Origin of the sequence: Caballeronia sp. LZ035, assembly GCF_031451175.1 — a bacterium.
Lineage (GTDB): Bacteria > Pseudomonadota > Gammaproteobacteria > Burkholderiales > Burkholderiaceae > Caballeronia.
Map to the genome: position 1 here is coordinate 717,394 of NZ_JARUXS010000002.1, position 16,894 is coordinate 734,287.

Sequence of the window (16,894 nt, forward strand, 5' to 3'; positions counted from 1 at the left end):
TCTCCCTAGCGCTTCAGCGCAACGTCCTGACGGCGTTCGATCAGATGCACGAGCCTCGCGACCGGCAGCGACAGCGCGAAGTAGATCAGCGCGATCACGGTGTAGGTTTCGAGCGGCCGATACGCTTCCGTTGCCAGGCTCTTGCCGACGTACATCAGATCGGCGACCGCGACGATCGCCACCAGCGCGCTCTGCTGGAGCGTGCCGATGCCGTTGGTCATCAGGACGGGCATCGCATTGCGCAGCGCTTGCGGCAACACGACGAAGAGCGTGCGCTGCCACGCCTTCAGACCGAGCGCGACGCAGGCATCGAGATGCTCTTTCGGCACCGCCTGCACACCCGCGCGATACGCCTCCGCATTGAACGCGGTGAGATTCAGGCCGAGTGCGAGCACGCCCATCGCAATGGGATCGATGAAGACGTCGACCATCATCGGGATGCAATAGAAGAACCAGACGATCTGCAGGAGCGCCGGCGTGCAGCGAAAAAACTCGATGAACAACTGCGCCGGCAAGCGAATCAGCGCGACGCGGCTCATCGCCATCAGGCAGAGCACAAAGCCGAGCACCAAGCCCATGAGATTGGATGCAAGCGCGAGTTCCAGCGTCACTTTAAGTCCCGCGAGCAACGAGCCGAGACTGCCTTGCAAGAAGCTGAAGTCGAAGTGATAGCCCATGTCTTCTCTCCTTGCTCAGTCGAGATGCAGGACTTTCTGCAGAAACTCGCGGGTGCGCGTTTCTTTCGGATGCTTGAATATTTCGGCGGGCGCGCCTTGCTCGACGATCTTCCCGCTTGCGCAAAACACCACGCGTGTGCCGATATCGCGGGCGAAATGCATGTCGTGCGTGACGATGATCATCGCCATCTTCTGTTCGGCGAGCTGCAGCATCACGTTCTGCACTTCGACCACCATCTCGGGATCGAGCGCGGAGGTCACTTCGTCGAACAGCATCAGCTTCGGTTCGAGCATCAACGCCCGCGCAATGGCGACGCGTTGCTTCTGGCCGCCCGACAGCTGGCTCGGGTAAGCGTGCAGCTTGCTTTCGAGGCCCAGGCGCGCGAGATAGAGACGGGCGCGGTCGGTGGCTTGAGCCTTCGACATGCCGCCCGCCCTGACCGGCGCGAGAATCAGGTTGCCCAGCACCGACAGATGCGGAAACAGCGTGTAGTGCTGGAACACCATGCCGATCTGCTTCTGCAGCTTCGTATCGATCCGCTTGCGGTTTCCCGAGTCAGCGCCGTGAATGTAGGGCTTGCCCTGGAAGCCGATCGAGCCGCCCTGAATGCCTTCGAGTCCCATCATCACGCGCAGCAGCGAGCTCTTGCCGCTGCCGCTCGGGCCGATGATGACGAGCCGGTCGTCGTCGCGCATGTCGAGACTCAGATGGTCCATCACGACGAGATTCGGACCGTAGGACTTGCACACGTCGCGGAACTGCACGAAGTGGCCATAGGATCGCAGCGATTCATCGAAAGGGGCAGCGCAAGTCTCAGGCTGGGCAATCATGGTTTGAGCAGAACACATGAATCTCTCCGACGTGTGGGGCAAGGCGAACGGACGTTACTTGTTCGATGCGAGCATCGCCTGAACGGATGTCTTGATCAGCTTGTCGACGCTCCCCGACTTCACCTGCTCGGCGAGAAACGTGTTGAGCAGGGCGACATCGGCGGCGGGCGTGTCCCTGCGGATGCCGAATGCGACTTCCTGCTGTGCGAGCGGCGGGTTCGGCTGGATCGCCGCGGCCCAGTCGGGATGTGCTTCGGTCAACAGCATGTTGGTGATGTTGGCGTCCGCGAGCAGGTCGGCGCGTTTCGACATCAGCGCGAGGCGTGTCTCGTCGTTGCCGGGCAGGCGCATCACCTGAGCCTGTTTGAGCGCGGCCGTGATGGCCTTGTCCTGCGCCGCGCCCGACATGACCGCGACGATCACGCCCGGCTTGTCGATGTCCGCGATGGCGCGCGCGCCTTTCGAGATTTTTTGGATTGTTCTTGTTGTAGACGAGCGTGACGTTGTAGTCGGTGGCTGGCGCGGAGAACGCAATGGCCTTCTCGCGCTCCGGCGTGTCGTTGAGCGCCATCGAAAGATCCCATTTGTTCGACTGCAGACCCGCGACGATGTTGTCCCAGGTCGTGTCGACAAACTCGACTTTCACCTTCAGCACTTTTTCGCCGAAGTTGCGGCACAACTCCGAGAAGAAGCCGCTGTATTCGCCGGTTTTCGGATCATGCATGACGTAAGGGGGCGCCACCGCGGCGCCGCAACGCAATACGCCGGCTTTCTTGACGCTTTGCCACGCACCGGCGTCCTGCGCCAGCGCCGATGCGCCTGTGAGACTCAATGCAATGGCCAAACCAGCGGACGCAAGCGACTTTCGGAACATGACGACCTCACTCGATGACTACCTGTCGATGGAAGAAGCACGCAAGCATGTGTTCGTGAATGTGTGCAGGAATGTATGCATCGTAGGCGGACACAATTCGGCCTGTCAACTGGGCGATTGCCCTTAGTCGGTTTCTAACGCGAGGAAGGTGTCAGTCGGCAGTGGCTCGTTCAACGCCCAGTACGGCCCATTTCCCCGCTTGCTCCTGATAGAGCGTGGCAGAAGCGTTTCTCAGATCACCCGTCCGGGTGAACGACACCGTGCCCGTCACGCCTTCGAAGGACAGGGCGTGCAACGCGTCGATGACCTTTTGGGGATCGGTGGAATCGGCGGCTTTCATCGCGTTGATCATGACCCAGGCGGCGTCGTAGGCAAGCGGCGCGAACTGCACGATGCCCACGCCGAAGCGCGCTTTCAGCTTCGCATCGAGTTCGGCGGCGCGCGGCATGCGTTCGCGCGGCAGTCCATATTCCCAGCTGTACATGTGCTTCGCACCCTGGCCGGCAAGCTGGAGAAAATGCTCGTTGGTGAAACCGCCTTCGCCCATGAACTTTGCCTTCATGCCGAGCTGGTGCATTTGCTTGGCGAGTCCGGCCGCTTGAACGTCCTGGCCGACGTAAAAAACGAGATCCGGATTCAGACCTTTGATGGTCGTCAGCAGGGCGCGAAAGTCGATTGCAGTCGTCGTGGTGTATTGCCAGGAAACGAGTTGCGCTCCCGCTTTCTGGATCGCCTTCACGTATTCGGTGACGAGGTTCGTGCCGTAGTCGGTACTGTCGTCGATCACGGCGATGCGCTTGGCGCCCAGTCTGCCGACCGAGTAATTCGCCGCGAGCAAGGCCATCTGGTCGTCGTTGCTGATGGTGCGAAACGTCGTCTCGTAGCCGCGCGCCGTGTATGACGGCGAACTCGACGTCGGGGAGATCTGCGGAATGCCTGCGCGCCGGTACACCGATGACGCCGCGATCGAGCAGCCTGAGTTGTAATGGCCGATGACGCCGCTCACGCCATCATCGACGAAGCGTTGGGCGACGAGCACGGCGGTCTTTGGATCGGCGGCGTCGTCCTGGCCGTCGATCTCGAAGTGGATCTTCGCGCCGCCAACGACGAGTCCCTGCGCGTTCGCCTCTTCGAAAGCGAGCCGAGCGGCATTCTCTTCATCCTTTCCATTCGATGCCGAAAAGCCCGTCAATGGCGCTGCTATGCCGATCTTCACGGTTCGGATCTCTTCGGACTTCGCGCTTCCCACTGCGGCAAAACACACGCAAAGGAAGACGGCAAACATTGCTCCATGACGACGAATCATCACATCTCCGGTCAGGTGCTTTAAGCAGGCCAAAAAGCCGTTGTTGGAAACACGGCGCCGAACAACAAGAGTACAATTGTCGGCATTACGTCGACAAGAGTCCGAACATTTTTCGGGCTGGACGGCAGCGAAGCAAACACGGCTGGAAGGGCAATATGGCAAAAGAAGCAATAGCGGAGATCCAGGGCGCGAAGGAAACCGGCACCGCTCGCGTCTACACGACGCTGCGCAACGAAATCCTCACGATGAAGCTGGCTCCCGGCACGCATCTGGACGAGCTCGGCGTGGCCGAGCGGTTCGGCGTTTCCCGCTCGCCGGTGCGTGAGGCGCTGGTGCGTCTGTCGGCCGAAGGGCTCGTCACTATCCTGCCGAATCGGGGCAACGTGGTCGCGGCCATGGAATTCGGGCGTGTGCCGGAGTTTCTCGACGCGCTCGACTTGCTTCAGCGCGTCACCACGCGTCTCGCGGCGTTGCATCGCACGCCGGCAGACCTCGAGGCTATCAAGCAAACCGCAAAGGCATACGAAAAGGCGGCCGCGCTGAGCATCAAGAAGGCCGACAGTCTCGGGCTGATCGAGAAGAACTACGAGTTTCATATGGCGGTGGCACGCGCGGGACATAACGTGTATTTCGTCGATATCTACCGCAAGCTGCTGGAGGAAGGGCGGCGCATGCTCAATCTCCACTTTCAGTTTCAAACGCTCGCGAACGTCGGTTCCAAGGAGATGGCGAGCGATCACACCGACATGGTGGCTGCCATTGAAGCCGGCGATGCGGACTGGGCCGAAGCCACGGCGCATCAACACGCGGTGCAGTTCAAGGGCCGCTTCATGCAGTTCCTCGACAGGAACCTGACCGCGCAGATGCCGCTGGTGTATCCAGGCGCCAAAACGGCGTAAAGCTCAACGCTCGGTCCGACAGGTTTCATGTCGGACCGAACGCATCAAGCCAGTCACTTCTCCGTCTGCGTCGCGGCCTTGGCGGAAGCCAGCCGGCCGCCGACAGCCCAGCTCGCGTGCGCCACTTCGCCGAATACGACCTGTATGTCGGCGGCCGCGCATCGTGCGATGCGCGCGGTTTCGCGCGTCAGTACATCGGCGAGTTCGGTCTTCTGTTCGAGTGTCCGTCCAGCCAGCATTTCAACGTGGATGATAGGCATTGCAATTCCTTTGAGCGCGTGTCGAGAGGGTTATTCAGGCTGCGATGCGTAGGCCAGATAAGCCGTCGAGGCGAGCCATCCGCAGTCGATCGGCAAGGTGACGCCGGTGATCGCGGCGGCCTGGTCCGAGCACAGGAAATAGACCGCGTCGGCCACTTCGGACGGCTCGACGAAGCGGCGCAAAGCCGAACGTTCGATCACCGCATTCGGATCGCGCTGCCCGCTGTCGATCCGCGCCTGCATCGCCTGGGTCAGTGTGTAGCCTGGCGCGACCGCGTTCACGCGCACGCCGCGCGGTCCCCATTCGGCGGCCATGGTTTCGGTCAGCGCCTTGAGGCCAACCTTCCCGATCGTGTAGGCGACTTGCGCGGATGAGCGGAACGTCGTCATCGAACAGAGATTGATGATGGATCCGCGGCGCGCTTCGCACATCGACGCCCCGAATGCACGCGACGCGAGCAGCGTTCCGCGCACGTTGATCTGGAACAGGCGATCGAATTCCGCCAGATCCATGTCCAGTACGCGCACTGCGTTCTGAAGGACGCCGCCGGAATTGACGAGCACGGCGGGTGCGCCGTATTCGCCGATCACATGCGACGCGAATCCGCTCACCGAGTCCTCGCTCGCCAGATCCAGCCGATGAAACTGCGCGTCGTGTCCGGCGCGGCGCAACGCTTCGGTCACGCCATTGCCGCCCTCGACATTCACGTCGGCGAGGATCACGCGATGCCCCGCCTGCGCGAAGCGCCGCGCGCACGCTTCGCCAATGCCGCTTGCCCCGCCGGTGACCACGATCACTTCCTGATTCGTCTGCATAGCTAGCCCTCGAAGCTGCGGACGCCGCTCGTCCGCCAATGGAAAAACAGATTTATCGTCGACCTAATGCCGACAATGCTTGCATTGGCGGGGGCCCGTGTCAAGCTGAAGTGAGCTTATAAGGCGTGATGGTGTTTACCCCGAAACGGCCTTTAGAGGCTTATAAAACAAGCCTTACAGCGGTCTGGAAAGCTCCGAAAATTTTTTCATCGTTGACATTGTCTTTTTTTGATCGACAATGCGAGGCATGGAATCGATGTAGAAAAGCTGACGAAATCTTGTAGAACGCTGTGTCGACAATCGCAGCGAAACAGCGTCGGCAGGCATCCAATCCATCTGAGCCTGACTACCGTCGGAATCGACTGCGCAGACGGTAAACGGCGTGCACCTTCAACTGGGACGATCGGGAATCGATATGGCAAGCGCGAGAATTGGCGTCGACATCGGCGGCACCTTCACGGACCTTGTGTTGCTGGACGACAAGGGTTACGTGACTTTCACCAAGGTTTCTTCGACGCCAGCGGCGCCGGAAGAGGCGGTCCTGACGGGTGTGCAGCGCATCCTCGATCAGGCTGGCATGAAGACCTCCGACGTCACCGAGGTCTTGCACGGAACCACGGTCGGCTCGAACACCATGCTGCAAAAGGTCGGCGCGAAGTGCGGCCTGATCACGACGAAAGGATTCAGGGACGTGCTGGAAATCGGCCGCGTGCGTACGCCGACCATGTTCGACCTGTCCTGGGACAAGCCCGTGCCGCTCGTCGAACGGCGCTACCGGCTCGAGGTCGATGAACGCGTGCTGGCATCCGGCGACGTATTGCGTCCGACGCCGGTCGATCAGGTGATCGAGGCGGGCCGGTTCTTCCAGAAGGAAGGCGTCGAGTCGGTGGCGATCTGCTTCATCAATTCGTACAAGAACGGCGCGAACGAAAAGGCTGCGCTGGAAGCCTTCCAGCAGGCGTTTCCGGATATCAGCGTGACGGCGTCGATCTCGGTGCTGCCCGAACTGCGCGAGTACGAACGCACGTCGACGACGGTCGTCAACGCGTATGTGCTGCCTGCTTTGCGCACCTATCTGCAGCGGCTGGAATCAGGATTGAAGCGGATCGGCGTGAATGCACCGCTGCTCGTGAGTAACTCGAATGGCGGTTTGTCGAGTGCCCGGATCGCGCAGGACACGCCGGTGTTCTTCATCTCGTCCGGCCGATCGGCCGGCGTGGTCGGTGCAGGACGTCTGGGCGATGCGATCGAGGAGAAGGAACTCGTCGTCTTCGATATGGGCGGCACGACGGCATCGGCATCGCTGATTCACGACGGACAACTCGCCCGCACCAACGAGTACGAATTCCGCGCGGGCATCTCGACACCGAGCCGCTTCATCAAGGCCGGCGGCTACATGATGCGCGTGCCGACGATCGATGTCGCCGAAGTCGGCAGCGGCGCGGGATCGATTGCATGGATCGACGGCGGCGGACTGCTGAGCGTCGGCCCGGTGTCGGCGGGTGCGTTCCCGGGGCCGGTGTGCTACGGCATCGGCGGCGAGAAGCCGACGGTCACCGACGCAAACGCCATCCTCGGCTTCCTGCCGCAGAAACTCGCTGGCGGCACGATGGAACTCAGCATCCAGAAAGCGCGCGATGCGGTGGAAAGCCTGCTTGCGAAGCCGCTGGGCATCGGCGTTGAAGAGGCGGCGGTCGGGATTCGCGAGGTCGTCAACGTCAACATGGCGCGCACGATCAAGGCGGTGACGGTGGAACGCGGCGTCGATCCGCGCGATTTCGCGCTCGTCGCGTTCGGCGGTTCAGGTCCGGTGCATGCATGCGATCTGGCGCGCGCGCTCGACATGAAGCGCGTCGTGTTTCCCGCGGCGCCCGGCGTGTTCACCGCGATGGGCATGCTGGCGGGCGCGGTCGAACGCTACTTCGTGCGTCCGTCGCTGAGCCCGCTCGATACGTTCGACATCGCTGCGCTCGCGGATGCTGTCGCCGAGATGCGCGACGAAGCGCGCCGGGCGCTTGCCGAAGAAGGTTATTCGGCGGACCGCATCGAGTACGTGTTCGATCTCGACATGCGCTTTGCGGGCCAGGACTACGAGATTCCCGTGCGGATTCCGGCAACGCTCGATGACAACACCCGCGACACCTTGCGACAGGGCTTTCGCGACGCCTACGCGGCGATCTACGGCTATGCCTCCAGCGACGCCATCGAATGCGCGAACGTGCGGTTGCTGGCGCGCGGCATTGCCACGAGCACGCTCGACTTCAACGATATCCGCAGCGCCAGATCGGCAGGCGGCGACGCAACGTCCAGCACGCGTCGCGTGTATTTCGACCGTGAGACCGGCTGGCTGGACACACCCGTCGTGCCGCGCTCGAAACTGGACCAGCCGATCACCGGCCCCGTGATTCTCGAAAGCTCCGACACCACCATCGTGATCCCGCCGGGCTGGCGCGTGAGCACCGACAAGGTCGGTAGCGTCATCGCCTCGCTCGACTGATTTCACTGGAGTAACCATGACCCAACGTAACGTTGACCCGATCACTTTCGCGGTCGTCAAAAACGCGCTCGACACGATCGTCGACGACATGGCCTTCGCCGTGATGCGAACCGCCCGCTCGCCGATCATCCGCGACGTGCTCGATTATTCGGTGACCATGTGCGACGCCAAAGGCCGCATTCTCGCGCAGGCGAAGACGGTTGCGCTGCATCTGGGCGCCGTGCCCGATGCGGTGGACGTGATCATCGACAAGTACGCGGCGAGCGTCGAACCCGGCGACGTGATCATCCTGAACGATCCGTATGAAGGCGGCATGCATCTGCCGGACATCTTCATGTTCAAGCCGATCTTTCACGAGAAGCGCCTGCAAGGCTTCTCGGTCGTCATCGCGCACCATTGCGATGTCGGCGGACGCGTGCCCGGCTCCAACGCTGCCGATTCGACCGAGATCTTCCAGGAAGGCATCCGCATTCCGCCGACCAAGCTCTACGCGCGCGGCGAGCCGAACGAGACGCTCTTCAACATCATCAGGAAGAACGTGCGCCTGCCCGATCTCGTGCTCGGCGATCTCGATGCACAGCTGGCGACCTGCAACATCGGCGAGCGCGAACTGCTGCGCATGATCGACCGCTACGGCGAAGAGAACCTGCAAGACTATTTCGACGAACTGCTCGACTACGGCGAGCGGCTCACGCGCCAGGGGATCGAAGCGTGGCCCGACGGCGTGTACCGCTTCACCGACTACATCGACAACGACGGCTTCACGAGCGACGCCATTCCGATCCAATGCGCGATCACGGTGGCAGGTTCGAAGGTCAGCGTGGACTTCGCCGGCTCCTCGCCGCAGGTGCGCGGCGCGATCAACTCGACGCTGTCGTTCGTCAAGTCGGCGACGTACCTCAGCGTGCGCTGCGCGCTCGATGCGGACGTGCCGAACAACGCGGGCGTGTACCGCTGCATCGAGATCACCGCGCCGGAAGGCTCGATCCTGAATCCACGCATGCCTGCGCCGGTCGCCGCGCGCGCGCTGACGGGTTATCGCGTGGTGGACTGCGTGCTCGGCGCGCTTGCGCAGATCGCGCCGAAGAAGGTCATGGCGGCGGGCGAGGGCGGCAATACCGTGATCGCGTTGAGCGGTTACGCGAAGGGCGCGAGCGAACCGTTCATTCTCGTCGACATGATCAATGGCGCATGGGGCGGCCGAGTCAACAAGGACGGCATCGAGGGCGTGACGAATCCCTCGCAGAACATGTCGAACATGCCGATCGAAACGCTCGAAGCGCGCTATCCGATCGTGATGGAAGCATACGGCTTTGCTACGGACTCGGGCGGCGCGGGCGAGTATCGCGGCGGTCTCGGGCTCGTGCGCGAGTATCGGATCGAAGCGGAGGAAGTGGTCGCGCAGATTCGCTCGGATCGCGCCGAACATGCGCCTTATGGCTTGTTTGGCGGCGGTACGGGCGCGTGCTCGGCCAACTATCTTCGTCAGGGCGAGGACCTCTCGCCGCTGCCGAGCAAGTTCACGCGAACACTGCATCGCGGCGCGATCATCCGTCACGAACAGGCGGGCGGCGGCGGATACGGCGACCCGCTGTCCCGCGCCTTCGATCGCATCGAAGCCGATCTCGCGAACGGAAAAATCACGCGCCAATACGCTGAAACACGCCACAAGGTCGTGTTCGATGGCGAGCGCATCGACCGTGCGCGCTCGGAGTCGGCACGTCGTCAGGAGCCGCAGCGATGAACCGAAGCCTCAAAGAACGTCTGCGCGAACTCGATATCGATCTGCCTCAATCCGCGCCTAAGCCAGGAGCGAATTTCCTGCCGGTCAAGCAAGTGGGGAATCTCCTCTACGTGTCGGGACAGGTGCCCGTGCTCGACGGCGTCGATCAATACGTCGGCAAGGTCGGACGAGACCTCTCGCTGGAAGAGGGGCAACGCGCGGCACGGTTGTGCGCCGTGAACATGCTCGCGCAAGTGGATCGCGCGGTGGACGGCGACTTCAGCCGCGTGGCCGGATGCGTGCGGCTCGGCGGTTTCGTGAACGCAACCGAAGACTTCACGCAGCATCCGCAGGTCATCAACGGCGCATCCGATCTGATGATCGCCGTGTTCGGCGACGCAGGCAGACATACGCGCGCCGCCGTCGGCTGCATCTCGTTGCCGCGCAACGTGGCCGTCGAAGTCGACGGGATTTTCGAATTGAAATAAGGCAAGCGCGCAGAACCTGTGAACGTAGTGACTGAACCCCTTCATTTGTCGAGGTTGAACATGATTCGGATTTCAAAGATGCTGGGTCGCGCGCTGTTGAGTGCGGCCACTCTGAGTGTACTGGCGGCGAGTTCCACGGCGCACGCGCAGGGCACGGATACGTGGCAGGACGTGCGCAAGGCAGGCGTCCTGCGCTGCGGGATCGCCACATCGCCGCCGTACACGATGAAAGACCCGAAGACGTCCGCCTACAGCGGCGTGTTTCCGGACCTGTGCCGCCAGTTCGGCGAGCAGGTGCTGAAGGTGAAGGTCGAGTATGTCGATACGACCTGGGACAACATCGTGGCCGGCCTTCAGTCGCAGAAGTGGGACATCTCGCTCTCGCTCAACGACACACCGGAGCGCAGGAAGGCCATCTCGTTCTCGGAACCGGTCGTCGATTACAGCGTGACTTTCGCGTACAACAAGAACAACCCGAAGGTCCCGAAAACCATCAACTCGATCGCCGATATCGACAAGCCCGGCACGACGGTCACGGTGATGTCGGGCACGGCGCAGGACAAGGCGATCTCCGCGGTGCTCAAGCAGGCGACGATCATGCGCCTGCCCGGCTTCGACGAAACGCGCCTCGCGCTGATGTCCAAACGCGCGGATCTGCTCGCGGACGACAACATGACGAACCTGCTGCTCACGGGTGCGCATCCGGACTGGGCGGCGGTGTTCAAGCCGAACCCGCTGCTGGCGCAGCAGGGGATTGCGTTCGGCATTCGCAAGGATACGCCCGCGGCGGATGTCGCCGTGCTGAACCAGTTCATCGAGAAACAGAAGCAGTCGGGCTCGGTGAGCCGGATGGTCGACGCGTCCGTGAAAGAGACGGTAGCCAGCACCAAGTGACGATGTCACGCGACGGGACCGTGCCTCTTGCGGTTCCGTCATGTCTCTGAATGCAGTCTCGAGCGCCAGCGTGGCGCCCTGCGGGAGAAAGTCCTCATCATGTTATCTCAGACACAACTACAGCCGGCTGCGAGTCCGAAACCCTCAGGAAACGTCGCGTCGTTGTCCTCGGTGGCGGGCGACTTCGTGCAACTGAAAAGCGTGTTCAAGTCGTACGGAGAGAATCTGGTCGTCATGGACGGCATGAGCCTGAACATGCGCGCCGATGACCGACTGGTTGTGATCGGCCCCAGCGGCAGCGGGAAAAGCTCGCTGCTGCGCGTGCTGATGGGCCTCGAAGGCGTGCAGGACGGAGAGATTCTGTTCCAGGGCAAGCCCTATATTCGTGGCGCGAACGCGGGCGGATCGAAGCGGATCGACGCGAAACTGCAAAAGCAGATCGGCATGGTGTTCCAGCACTACACGCTGTTTCCGCATCTTTCCGTGCTCGGCAACCTGGTTCTCGCGCCAGTGAAAGTGCTCGGATTGAGCAAGACCGAAGCCACCGAACGCGCGCGCAAATATCTCGCGCGACTCGGGCTCGAAAGCAAGCTGCACGCTTATCCGAGCCAGTTGTCGGGCGGCCAGAAGCAGCGCGTGGCGATTGCGCGCGCGTTGATGCTTGAACCGAAGCTGATGCTGTTCGACGAGGTGACTTCCGCGCTCGACCCCGAAATGGTGATCGAAGTGCAGAACGTGATGCTGCAACTCGCCGAGCAGAAGATGGCGATGATCATCGTCACGCATGACATGCATTTCGCCCGCGATATCGCCACGCGTGTCGTGTTTTGCGCGAGCGGCAAGGTCGTGGAAGAAGGCGCGCCCGCTGAGATGTTCAAATGCCCGAAGGAAACCCGCACGCGCGAGTTCCTCGAAAAAGTCCTTCATCTCGACTGAGGACGCGAACATGGGCTATCAATTCGATTTCAGCTTCCTCAAGGGAAGCGCGGCCGTGCTGCTGCAAGGTCTCCGGGTGACGCTGGAACTGGCGTTCGCGGCCAACGCGATGGGTCTCGTGTGCGGATTCCTCTTGTGCCTGATGGTCATGAGCCGCTGGCGGTTCGTGCGCTGGCCGGCGCAACTCTTCATCGAGTTCTTCCGCTGCACGCCGGCGCTCTTGCAGATCGTGTGGTTCTTCTACTGCATTCCGATGATGGTCGACTTCTTCATCGACCCGATCGTCATGGGCGTGCTGGCGCTCGGCCTGAACCTGACGGCGTTTAACGCGGAGGCGTACCGCGCGGGCGTTCAGGCGGTGCCGAAAGAGCATCTGGATGCGTGTGTCGCGCTGGGCCTGAAGGCGTGGCAGCGCACGCTCTTCGTTGTGCTGCCACAGGCGTTGCGCAGCGCATTGCCGGTGTTGATGACCAACGGTATCGGCACGCTTCAGCAGAGCGCGCTGGTGGCGATCGTCGCGGTGGCGGACCTGATGTATGTCGCGAAGAGCCTGGCGACGGAAGCGTATCGGCCGCTGGAAACCTATTCGGTCGTTGCGCTGATCTACTTCGCGCTTTCGCTGCCGATCTCGCGGCTGGTTCATATGATCGAGCGCCGGCAGGACGCCGCCGTGACGCGCTAAGGAGAGACATGATGAATTTCGACTTCGCCGTGGTGGCTTCGTACTGGCTCGTGTTGCTGAAGGGGCTGGCACTGACGGTTGCCTTCACGAGTGGCTGCGCGGTGCTCGGCAGTCTGCTCGGCTTCGTGCTCAGCCTGTTCAGGATGTCGCCGTCGCGCTGGATCAAGGCGCCGACCTGGCTCTATGTCGAGCTCTTTCGCGGCACGCCGTTGCTCATCCAGTTGTTCTGGATCTTCTTCTGCTTTCCTGTGGTGTTCCACCTGCCGATTCCACCGTATCTGTCCGTCATCATCGCGCTGACCCTGTACATGACCGCGATCACCAGCGAGACGTTTCGTGGCGCGCTCAAGTCCATATCGGGCGAGCAGCACGACGCATGCATCGCGCTGAGCCTGTCGCCGCACGTGAAGATTCTCCATGCGATCTTTCCGCAGGCGCTGTTGCGCGCGATCCCGCCGCTGCTTTCGAACATCATCAGTCTCTTCAAGGAGAGCGCACTGATTTCGTCGGTCGGGGTGGCTGATCTGATGTATGTTGGACAAAGCATCTCCAACGCGACAGCGCGCCCGCTCGAGTTCCTGACGACGGTCGGGATCATCTATTTCCTCGTCGCATTCCCGCTCACGCGTCTGGTCGGTCTGATCGAGACGCGCTTCCTGCGCCGCTTCGCCTACTGAATATCGAAGATGAACTCCGTTCCCCTCGAACGTTTCTCCCCACCCATGCCGTCCGCCACGCCGCGCGAGACGGCGGTCGTGATCGGCGGCGGTATCGTCGGCACGTGTTGCGCGCTCTATCTTCAGCGCAATGGCTTTCAGGTCACGCTGATCGATCCGGCCGCGCCCGGCGACAGCACCGCGAAATGGAGCTGTGGCCAGATTTCTGTCGGCGAGATCATTCCGCTGTCGAAGCCCGGTCTGCTCATGAAGGTGCCGGGCTGGCTGATGGACCAGACCGGCCCGCTCGCGCTGCGTCCGAGCGCGTTGCCGGGCATCGTGCCGTGGCTCGTCCGGTTCATGGCGAACGCGCGTCACGCGAAGATCGAAAGCATCGCTCAGGCAATGGCCACGCTGACCTCTCACGTCTTCGCGGACTATGCACCGTTGCTCGCGGATTGCGACGACCAGGCGCTGCTGGTTCAGCGCCCCATCATGCAGGTGTTCGACGGTCCCGAAGGGGTCGAGCGCGAGCGTGCGCACATGGAGATGCGGCAGTCGTTCGGCTTCGCTTCGCAGGTGATCGATGCGGCGGAAATCGGCGATCTCGAACCCGTGCTCGGCGGGCGTTTCGCGCACGGAATCCTGCTTCCGCAATGGCGCTTCGTCAGCGACACCGAAGGCTTCATCGCGTCGCTGACGGCGAGCTTCGAAGCGCGCGGCGGGCGTCGCATTCGCAGTTCAGCCGTCTCCATCGATGAAGATGCCGGCCGAGCCACCGGCGTCACGCTGGCGAATGGCGAGCGCGTCGGCGCGCGGCATGTGGTGCTCGCGGCCGGCGCGGGTGCGACACGTTTCTTCGCGCAGCTCGGCATCAAGGCCCCGCTCGAAGGCGTCGCGGGCTATCAGGCGCTGCTGCCCGAACCGGGCGTGGAGTTCCGCCATTCCGTCATCTATGCCGACGGCGGCTTCTGCTTCACGCCGATGCGTCGCGGGTTGCAGATCGGCGGGACCATCGAATTTTCAGGCAGGAACGCGCAGCCGAACTTCCGGCGCGCGGAGATCATCCTCGAGAAAGCGCGCCGCGTGTTGCCCGAACTCGACGTGCGACGCCACGAGTTCGGCGTCGGTTATCGCCCGTTCCTGCCGGACACGAAGCCCATCATCGACCGCTCGCGCCGCCTGCCGAACGTACTGATGGCGATCGGCCACGGACAGCTTGGCCTGACGCTCGGCGCGACAACGGGCCGCCTGATCGCCGACCTGGCCACGAACAGAACGCCGCAACAAGACCTCGCTCCGTTCAACGCGTACCGCTTCTAGAATTCGTACAAGGCTCACTCGAAAAAGGTGTAGATCATGCGCTGGAAAAAGACACTGCAACTCGTCGGCGTGCATTGCGAAGGCGAGATCGGAAAGGTCATCACGGGCGGCGTCGTCAACATTCCCGGCACGACCATGCTCGACAAGATGAACTACATCAACGAAGTCGATGACAGTCTCCGCAAGCTCGTCGTGCTGGAGCCGCGCGGCTGCCTGCAGATGTCGGTGAACCTGCTGCTGCCGCCGACCCGACCGGAAGCACACGCGGGCTTCATCGTGCTGCAGTCCGACAAGGCTCATCCGATGTCCGGCAGCAACGCGATCTGCGTGGTCACGACGCTGCTCGAAATGGGCATGGTGCCGATGCAGGAACCTCAGACGACCGTCGTGCTGGACACGCCCGCCGGGCTCGTCACGGCGACGGCGACGTGCAGCGACGGCCGCTGTGTCGGCGTATCGCTGAACATGGTGCCGGCTTTTGTCGAACATCTGGACTTGCCGGTGCAAACGGCGGAGTTCGGCACGCTCAAGGTCGATGTCGCTTTCGGTGGCGTGTACTACGCGCTCGTCGATGTCGAACAGGTCGGCTTGTCGATCGCGCCGGAGAACGCGCGCCGGCTGGCCGACCTGGGCGTGAAGCTGCGCGGCATCATCAATGACCAGGTGAGCATCCGGCATCCGCTCTATCCGGAGATCGATCAGATCGCTTACGTGATGTTCCGCAATCGCGTCACGGACACGGAGTATCAGACGTGCACGACGCTGCCGCCGGGACGAATCGACCGCTCGCCTTGTGGTACGGGAAGTTCGGCCAATCTGGCGACGCTCGCGGCGCGCGGCAAGGTGGAGGTGGGCAGCAAGCTCAAGTCGCGTTCGACCATCGGCAGCGAGTTCGGCGTCGAGTTGCTGGGACGGACGGAAGTAGGCGGCAAGGCGGCAGTGCTGCCGCGCATCAGCGGGCGAGCATGGATTTACGGCATCGAACAGATGGGTGTCGATCCCGACGATCCGCTGGCAGCCGGATTCATGCTCAGCGACACGTGGGGCGAAGGCTTCCCCAGAAAATAGCGTGTTCATGCCTCGTCCCAGGCGAGGCGTTTTATTTGAAATCCCTATCAGGCATCAAAAGCACAAAGGACGTTTCATGATTACCGGAAAGACGGGCGTGTACTTCATGGTGGCGGATCCGATCGAACAGGTCCGCACGCCGGAGATTTTCAACAAGGTTCTGCCCCTCAGCGGCGATGACGCGGTCATGGTTCCGCTGCAGGTGGCGCCGCAGCATCTAGAAGCGACGGTGCGCTCGCTGTTCAGTTCGCCGACCACGCGCGGCATGGTGCTGTCGATTCCGCACAAGACGCACGCGGCGTCGATCGTCGACCGCTGCTCGCAGGGCGCACAGGTCGCCAACGCCGTCAATGCGATCCGCCGCAACGACGCCGGCGAACTGGAAGGCGAGTTGTTCGACGGCCTCGGCTTCGTCAAGTCGATGGACCGTTACGACATGGCGTATCGCGGCAAGTCAGTGTTGCTGGTCGGCGCGGGCGGTGCGGCGAGCGCGATCGCGGCTGCGTTGTCGGAAGGCGCGGTTGCCACCATCGGTCTGTTCGATCCGGATACGGCCAAGGCCCGTCAACTGGCTCAGTCGATCCAGAAGCAATACGGGGTGACCGTCGTCGTGAAGGACGATAACGATCCCACGGGATTCGAGGTGGTGATCAACGCATCGCCGCTGGGCCTCAAGGCGAACGATCCGCTGCCCGTGCCGACGGACCGTCTCGACGCCAACACACAGGTCTGCGACATCCTGATGAAGAACCAGCCCACTCCGCTGCTGCGTGCCGCGATGAAGCAGGGCATGACGGTCCTTCCTGGCTTTGACATGCTGATCCTGCAAACGCCGCTTTTCCTCGATTTCTTCGGCGCGCACAAGGCGGCGGATTTACTGCGCGCCGATGATTCGATTGTGCGTGACATGCTTTTTCCCGCCGAGTTGCGCGATCTGGTCAAGCGGGCTGCCTGATTTGAAGGT

17 protein-coding genes are annotated in these 16,894 nt (G+C 62.2%); 11 read left to right on the top strand and 6 right to left on the bottom strand.

The annotated features are described in order from the left end of the window. Positions 1–5: 5 nt before the first annotated feature. The 4 genes from QCE88_RS18815 to QCE88_RS18835 form a co-directional block, all read right to left on the bottom strand. The gene (locus tag QCE88_RS18815) at positions 6–677 is read right to left on the bottom strand and encodes an amino acid ABC transporter permease (RefSeq protein ID WP_309904877.1); all 672 of its coding nucleotides are present in this window, start codon (positions 675–677) and stop codon (positions 6–8) included. Between the two features lie 15 nt (positions 678–692). Further along, positions 693–1,526, bottom strand: a complete 834-nt coding sequence (locus tag QCE88_RS18820; protein WP_309904879.1) for an amino acid ABC transporter ATP-binding protein — start codon at positions 1,524–1,526, stop codon at positions 693–695. Then, positions 1,492–2,382 (bottom strand): transporter substrate-binding domain-containing protein, encoded by an 891-nt coding sequence (locus QCE88_RS42080; RefSeq protein WP_409018162.1) that lies wholly within the window; start codon positions 2,380–2,382, stop codon positions 1,492–1,494. The genes QCE88_RS18820 and QCE88_RS42080 overlap by 35 nt, the downstream gene beginning before the upstream one ends. Before the next feature lie 151 nt (positions 2,383–2,533). Next, positions 2,534–3,859: a branched-chain amino acid ABC transporter substrate-binding protein gene (locus QCE88_RS18835; protein WP_309904883.1), complete on the bottom strand. Its 1,326-nt coding sequence runs from the start codon at positions 3,857–3,859 to the stop codon at positions 2,534–2,536. Between QCE88_RS18835 and QCE88_RS18840 the strand changes: the two genes are divergently transcribed. Next, entirely contained in the window at positions 3,844–4,587 is a 744-nt protein-coding gene (locus tag QCE88_RS18840; RefSeq protein ID WP_309904885.1) for a GntR family transcriptional regulator, read from the top strand. The genes QCE88_RS18835 and QCE88_RS18840 overlap by 16 nt on opposite strands. 53 nt (positions 4,588–4,640) lie before the next feature. Here QCE88_RS18840 and QCE88_RS18845 read toward each other — a convergent pair whose 3' ends face one another. Both QCE88_RS18845 and QCE88_RS18850 read right to left on the bottom strand, forming a co-directional pair. After that, positions 4,641–4,847 carry a tautomerase family protein gene (locus QCE88_RS18845; protein WP_309904887.1) on the bottom strand — a complete coding sequence of 69 codons (207 nt, stop codon included), beginning with the start codon at positions 4,845–4,847 and terminating at the stop codon, positions 4,641–4,643. 30 nt (positions 4,848–4,877) lie between these two features. Further along, positions 4,878–5,663: an SDR family oxidoreductase gene (locus QCE88_RS18850; RefSeq protein ID WP_309904889.1), complete on the bottom strand. Its 786-nt coding sequence runs from the start codon at positions 5,661–5,663 to the stop codon at positions 4,878–4,880. 415 nt (positions 5,664–6,078) lie between these two features. On the opposite strand from QCE88_RS18850, the gene QCE88_RS18855 reads away from it, so the two are divergent. The 10 genes from QCE88_RS18855 to QCE88_RS18900 all read left to right on the top strand — a co-directional run bounded on the left by QCE88_RS18855 (position 6,079) and on the right by QCE88_RS18900 (position 16,885). After that, entirely contained in the window at positions 6,079–8,160 is a 2,082-nt protein-coding gene (locus QCE88_RS18855; protein WP_309904891.1) for a hydantoinase/oxoprolinase family protein, read from the top strand. A 16-nt stretch (positions 8,161–8,176) separates the two neighbouring features. Continuing rightward, positions 8,177–9,904, top strand: coding sequence for a hydantoinase B/oxoprolinase family protein (locus QCE88_RS18860; RefSeq protein WP_309904892.1), 1,728 nt, complete (start codon positions 8,177–8,179; stop codon positions 9,902–9,904). Next, positions 9,901–10,371 (top strand): RidA family protein, encoded by a 471-nt coding sequence (locus QCE88_RS18865; protein ID WP_309904894.1) that lies wholly within the window; start codon positions 9,901–9,903, stop codon positions 10,369–10,371. The genes QCE88_RS18860 and QCE88_RS18865 overlap by 4 nt, the downstream gene beginning before the upstream one ends. Before the next feature lie 60 nt (positions 10,372–10,431). Then, positions 10,432–11,265 carry a transporter substrate-binding domain-containing protein gene (locus QCE88_RS18870; protein ID WP_309904896.1) on the top strand — a complete coding sequence of 278 codons (834 nt, stop codon included), beginning with the start codon at positions 10,432–10,434 and terminating at the stop codon, positions 11,263–11,265. Between the two features lie 99 nt (positions 11,266–11,364). After that, a complete protein-coding gene (locus QCE88_RS18875) occupies positions 11,365–12,201 on the top strand; it encodes an amino acid ABC transporter ATP-binding protein (protein WP_309904898.1) in 837 nt (278 codons plus the stop codon). A 10-nt stretch (positions 12,202–12,211) separates the two neighbouring features. Beyond that, complete coding sequence (locus QCE88_RS18880; protein WP_309904900.1) at positions 12,212–12,883, top strand: amino acid ABC transporter permease; 672 nt, start codon at positions 12,212–12,214, stop codon at positions 12,881–12,883. Positions 12,884–12,891: 8 nt separating this feature from the next. Next, positions 12,892–13,560 carry an amino acid ABC transporter permease gene (locus QCE88_RS18885; protein ID WP_309904901.1) on the top strand — a complete coding sequence of 223 codons (669 nt, stop codon included), beginning with the start codon at positions 12,892–12,894 and terminating at the stop codon, positions 13,558–13,560. A 9-nt stretch (positions 13,561–13,569) separates the two neighbouring features. Beyond that, the gene (locus QCE88_RS18890; protein WP_309904903.1) at positions 13,570–14,862 is read left to right on the top strand and encodes an FAD-dependent oxidoreductase; all 1,293 of its coding nucleotides are present in this window, start codon (positions 13,570–13,572) and stop codon (positions 14,860–14,862) included. Positions 14,863–14,898: 36 nt separating this feature from the next. Beyond that, the gene (locus QCE88_RS18895) at positions 14,899–15,930 is read left to right on the top strand and encodes a proline racemase family protein (protein ID WP_309904905.1); all 1,032 of its coding nucleotides are present in this window, start codon (positions 14,899–14,901) and stop codon (positions 15,928–15,930) included. Positions 15,931–16,006: 76 nt separating this feature from the next. Beyond that, a complete protein-coding gene (locus tag QCE88_RS18900; RefSeq protein WP_309904907.1) occupies positions 16,007–16,885 on the top strand; it encodes a shikimate dehydrogenase in 879 nt (292 codons plus the stop codon). Positions 16,886–16,894: the final 9 nt, after the last annotated feature.

Bases quoted from the DNA above. Each gene is read 5' to 3' on its own strand.
- QCE88_RS18815 (WP_309904877.1), bottom strand. From the start codon at position 677: ATGGGCTATCACTTCGACTTCAGCTTCTTGCAAGGCAGTCTCGGCTCG.
- QCE88_RS18820 (WP_309904879.1), bottom strand. From the start codon at position 1,526: ATGTGTTCTGCTCAAACCATGATTGCCCAGCCTGAGACTTGCGCTGCC.
- QCE88_RS42080 (WP_409018162.1), bottom strand. From the start codon at position 2,382: ATGTTCCGAAAGTCGCTTGCGTCCGCTGGTTTGGCCATTGCATTGAGT.
- QCE88_RS18840 (WP_309904885.1), top strand. From the start codon at position 3,844: ATGGCAAAAGAAGCAATAGCGGAGATCCAGGGCGCGAAGGAAACCGGC.
- QCE88_RS18845 (WP_309904887.1), bottom strand. From the start codon at position 4,847: ATGCCTATCATCCACGTTGAAATGCTGGCTGGACGGACACTCGAACAG.
- QCE88_RS18850 (WP_309904889.1), bottom strand. From the start codon at position 5,663: ATGCAGACGAATCAGGAAGTGATCGTGGTCACCGGCGGGGCAAGCGGC.
- QCE88_RS18855 (WP_309904891.1), top strand. From the start codon at position 6,079: ATGGCAAGCGCGAGAATTGGCGTCGACATCGGCGGCACCTTCACGGAC.
- QCE88_RS18860 (WP_309904892.1), top strand. From the start codon at position 8,177: ATGACCCAACGTAACGTTGACCCGATCACTTTCGCGGTCGTCAAAAAC.
- QCE88_RS18865 (WP_309904894.1), top strand. From the start codon at position 9,901: ATGAACCGAAGCCTCAAAGAACGTCTGCGCGAACTCGATATCGATCTG.
- QCE88_RS18870 (WP_309904896.1), top strand. From the start codon at position 10,432: ATGATTCGGATTTCAAAGATGCTGGGTCGCGCGCTGTTGAGTGCGGCC.
- QCE88_RS18875 (WP_309904898.1), top strand. From the start codon at position 11,365: ATGTTATCTCAGACACAACTACAGCCGGCTGCGAGTCCGAAACCCTCA.
- QCE88_RS18880 (WP_309904900.1), top strand. From the start codon at position 12,212: ATGGGCTATCAATTCGATTTCAGCTTCCTCAAGGGAAGCGCGGCCGTG.
- QCE88_RS18885 (WP_309904901.1), top strand. From the start codon at position 12,892: ATGATGAATTTCGACTTCGCCGTGGTGGCTTCGTACTGGCTCGTGTTG.
- QCE88_RS18890 (WP_309904903.1), top strand. From the start codon at position 13,570: ATGAACTCCGTTCCCCTCGAACGTTTCTCCCCACCCATGCCGTCCGCC.
- QCE88_RS18895 (WP_309904905.1), top strand. From the start codon at position 14,899: ATGCGCTGGAAAAAGACACTGCAACTCGTCGGCGTGCATTGCGAAGGC.
- QCE88_RS18900 (WP_309904907.1), top strand. From the start codon at position 16,007: ATGATTACCGGAAAGACGGGCGTGTACTTCATGGTGGCGGATCCGATC.